The sequence below is a fragment of the Neobacillus piezotolerans genome, assembly GCF_003362805.1.
GTDB lineage: Bacteria > Bacillota > Bacilli > Bacillales > Cytobacillaceae > Bacillus_D > Bacillus_D piezotolerans.
Genome location: NZ_QNQT01000025.1, coordinates 1 through 3,965 on the forward strand (window position 1 = coordinate 1; position 3,965 = coordinate 3,965).

The 3,965-nt window shown below is 39.3% G+C and carries 3 protein-coding genes and 2 tRNA genes; all 5 read right to left on the reverse strand.

Annotated elements, in window-relative coordinates:
• Positions 1 to 14 precede the first annotated feature (14 nt).
• Positions 15 to 557 (reverse strand): DUF6241 domain-containing protein, encoded by a 543-nt coding sequence (locus DRW41_RS22405; protein WP_115454232.1) that lies wholly within the window; start codon positions 555 to 557, stop codon positions 15 to 17.
• 857 nt (positions 558 to 1,414) lie between these two features.
• Positions 1,415 to 2,464, reverse strand: a complete 1,050-nt coding sequence (gene allD, locus DRW41_RS22415; protein ID WP_115454234.1) for an ureidoglycolate dehydrogenase — start codon at positions 2,462 to 2,464, stop codon at positions 1,415 to 1,417.
• Between the two features lie 61 nt (positions 2,465 to 2,525).
• Positions 2,526 to 3,269, reverse strand: coding sequence for an SDR family NAD(P)-dependent oxidoreductase (locus DRW41_RS22420; RefSeq protein ID WP_115454235.1), 744 nt, complete (start codon positions 3,267 to 3,269; stop codon positions 2,526 to 2,528).
• 464 nt (positions 3,270 to 3,733) lie between these two features.
• Positions 3,734 to 3,815, reverse strand: a tRNA-Leu gene (locus DRW41_RS22425).
• Positions 3,816 to 3,838: 23 nt separating this feature from the next.
• A tRNA-Cys gene (locus tag DRW41_RS22430) sits at positions 3,839 to 3,913 on the reverse strand.
• Between the last annotated feature and the right edge of the window lie 52 nt (positions 3,914 to 3,965).

Sequence of the window (3,965 nt, forward strand, 5' to 3'; positions counted from 1 at the left end):
AAAAAAAACACCGATTATTCGGCGCCTTTTGCTAATACTTCATAATTCTCCTTTATAAACGCCTCTTCTTCCGCTGGACTATATATCCCGTATGCTTCGCCGACAGTGCCGTCTTGAAGTGTCCAAATAGTATCATGGTCTAAATCAATCCCGTTAAAATTTCCGATTTTCCAATCATTTAGCATTTCCAGATAGGCATCTTCTTTCTCATATGTACTTTGATTCGACTCTACAACAACCAATAAACGCTCTATTCGCTCAAGAGTCAATGGGGTTAACCCCCACTTTTTATCTGCTTTAATTTTCTGATGGGTCATTTCATGCAATGTATTTTGCATGGAATCTTCAGACATATCGAGCGGATATTTTTTCTCAATTTGTTCTTTTGTGAGCACTTCTTTGAAAAGGAAAACAGATGCTCCTGTCGCAGTTTCCGTATCCGCAAGTTCCTCTGATTTGGTTTCCTCAACATGGTTTGATTTATTGAAATCATAGGCAAAATAAGTTCCAGCACCCAAAGTTGCCATAACCAAAACAATTCCAACCCATTTCATCATTTAAAATTTTCTCCTTTAAATGGATTTATTGTAATTTCCTAAGACGCTTGTCTATCTTAAAAAAATACATGACGGGCATTATAATTTTTTGGGGGCATAGTAGGTCTATACTATTGGATTATCTAACAGACCCAATTCTCTGGCAAATACTTTCCGTCCTGTTTTTTCGACAATTACCTTTAAGGAAAAAGCGTAGTGCCTTTATGTGCTCTAAAAATTTCAAAAAAATAGTTTCAAAAAAAGGATTATACCAATATTTGGACGAAGTGTAATTGAGGTGAAAAATTCTGCGGGGGATAAATTGATGGATAGAAAACACCAAGTTCTTTTGTTTATGTTAGGTTCATTTCTCTACGGAGGGGCTATGTATATTTTTCATAGCTTTATATGGTCCATATTCTTTCTAATGTTCATAAGTTTTCTAATAACATTAAAAATCTCTGATCCAAAACAGGACTTTGGGAAACAAATGATCAGTGCTTCTATAGGTATTTTCTTTTTCGGCTGGGTTTCACTTTTGGCAATAATAGTTGCAAAGGCTTCAGTAGTATATGTTTTTCGAATGTTAACCTAGTTAATGTACTGCTCATATCATTAAATGAAATGGAAAAGCCGATTATCTTCACAACACATGTAAATAAACGGCTTTTTTTAAAAGACCTTGTCCAGTGTTCCGTTTAAGAGTTTCGGTTCCACCTCGGCCACCGGTATCCAAAATCGTTAATTTTAAGGTCAATATGATGCTTTGGGCGAAATTTTCCGCTTTAATATTCTGCATTAATTGGTAATTTTTGCAGATGCTGCCCTTATGATATTAAAAGAGGAGTGAAGTATAAAGACTTCACTCCCGATAACTATTATTTAGCAAAAGGACTTTTGTGGTCATAGTTATTGTTATGGATTACATCTGATGTTAAGTATTCATATACATGGTCAACAATTTCAATTCCATCTGCAATGGATTTCTTTTCCCGCTCCCCACTTCTTTGGCCCGGATAGTAGACCTTATCATAGCCAGTAGCTGGCTTAAGGTTATTTAGGTCCTTCATTGTTTGGGCGATATTTTCTTTAAAAGCATTAATTCCAGCAAAACGTTCCGGATCAATAACGATGTGCAGCTGCCCAAGCTTTCTGCCCTCGGTTAAGTCGTGGTACATCGAAGAGACTTTGTTGCCGAAAGGTACACCTAACAGAATTCCAGATAGTACATCGACCATCATCATAAGCCCATAACCTTTCGGACCAGCAATTGGCAATAATGCATTTACTTTAAATGGATCAGTTGTAGGTGCTCCATTGGCGTCTACAGCCCATGAGTCATCGATGGCTCTATTTTTGGAGCGGGCATCCAGAACCTTGCCCCATGCTTGAACGGTGGTTGCCATATCGATAATTATATGTTCCCCGTCCTTTCCAGGAGCGGCAAAAGCAATTGGGTTCGTGCCATAGTATGGTTCCGCTCCGCCATATGGTACTGCCATTGGATCTGATTGGCAAACAGAAAGTCCCACTAAATCCGCGTTTGCTGCCTGCTGCACGAAATAAGAAAGAGCTCCACTATGGCCGAGATTTCTCATGCCCACAACGGCAATTCCATTTTCCTTCGCCATTTTAATTGCTTCATCCATGGCAAGTTTCGCTACCACATGCCCTGCACCATTATCACCTTCGAAGATGGCGGAGCATGGCCCTGTTTTCTTAAATTCAAATTTTGGAAGGTGAGTCGTGCCGCCTTTTGAAATTCTCTCAGCGTAATATTCTACCCGCATTGCTCCATGAGAATGATAGCCTCTTGCATCAGCATGAACCAGTACGTCTGCAACAATTCTGGCATGTTCTTCTGTTAAACCGGCTCTATGCAGCTTCGTTGTAATTAAATCTGTTAAATGTTCAATTGTTACTCTCATTATTCCACACCCACTTTATTAAAGTTTTATTGGTCATCATTTGTTTCATTTCCTTTTACGTTTATTGAGCCGTATATCCGCCATCAACCAACAAGTTTGCACCTGTTACAAAGGAAGATTCATCGCTTGCAAGGAACAACACACAGTTAGCTACTTCTTCCGGTCTTCCAAGTCGTTTGGCTGGAACCATGGAGACTAACTGATCAATGGCTTCTTTAGGAGTACTATCTAAAATCGGTGTATCAATGTATCCCGGACATACAGCATTGATTCTAATATTTTTGTTCGCATACGTAACTGCAGCCGCACGAGTCATATTCACAACTCCACCTTTTGCCGCGGCATAGGCTGAAACAGACACCTGACCGACATGCCCTAAGATAGATGCACAGTTAATAATCGAACCTCCGCCGATTTTATCCATTTCTTGAATGGCATGTTTGTTGCAAAGGAACACGCCAGTTAAGTCAACACTAATCGTACGGTTCCATTCTTCAATAGTACATGTATGAAGATCTTGCATATCTCCAACACCCGCATTTGCAAACATGACATCCAATTTGCCGTATGTTTCTACTGTTTTCTGTACCAGGTTTTCAACATCTTCCTCTTTAGAGACATCTGTTTTTACGAAAAGGGCTTCTCCACCTTCAGCTTTAATGTCGTTTACCAACTTGGCACCCTTTTCTTCATTACGAGCAGCAATAACAACCTTTGCTCCTTCTTGAGCAAATAATCTAACAGTGCTCTCGCCGATTCCAAATGTTCCTCCAGTAATGATTGCAACTTTTCCATCTAAACGCATGAATGTTCCTCCTAGAATGTAGGATTTTTATTAATTTTGAACAGTTTGTGAACAATTTCACAAAGATAAGCATGCCTGATGGCTGTTTTAAATTAAAGAATGTGATAAGAACTTGCTGACTTTTAAAATACAGCACAATTCATCTTGCCAATCCCATTCTTCATTGTGAAATATTTCACAATTTCTGTACAATTGAATTATATATGGAAACATAATAAAAGTCTTTAGTCAGAATGGACAAATTTTAATTTTTAATTTAGTGAAATTGGATAATTTTATCTTGGTGCCTATGAAACTAGCTAACAGAAGTTGAAATCTCTGTGATTTCCTTGTATCAAACGAAAGAACAATTAATTCGGCATTTAGAAGATAAAATGACCAATCAAGATATATCTCGGCTGTAACACGGCAAAAAAGAAAAAAGCCAATGCTCTGAATGACTCAAAGCATTGGCTTTAATTTGATACCGGTGGCCGGGGTCGAACCGGCACTCCTTTCGGAACACGATTTTGAGTCGTGCGCGTCTGCCAATTCCGCCACACCGGCATAATAAAATGAATTGGACTTTATGGAGGCGGCAACCGGATTCGAACCGGTGAATAAAGGTTTTGCAGACCTTTGCCTTACCACTTGGCTATGCCGCCGATCAAATGGAGCGGAAGACGGGATTCGAACCCGCGACCCCCACCTTGGCAA

Coding starts and splice junctions, on each gene's coding strand:
- DRW41_RS22405 (WP_115454232.1), bottom strand. CDS start 557: ATGATGAAATGGGTTGGAATTGTTTTGGTTATGGCAACTTTGGGTGCT.
- allD (WP_115454234.1), bottom strand. CDS start 2,464: ATGAGAGTAACAATTGAACATTTAACAGATTTAATTACAACGAAGCTG.
- DRW41_RS22420 (WP_115454235.1), bottom strand. CDS start 3,269: ATGCGTTTAGATGGAAAAGTTGCAATCATTACTGGAGGAACATTTGGA.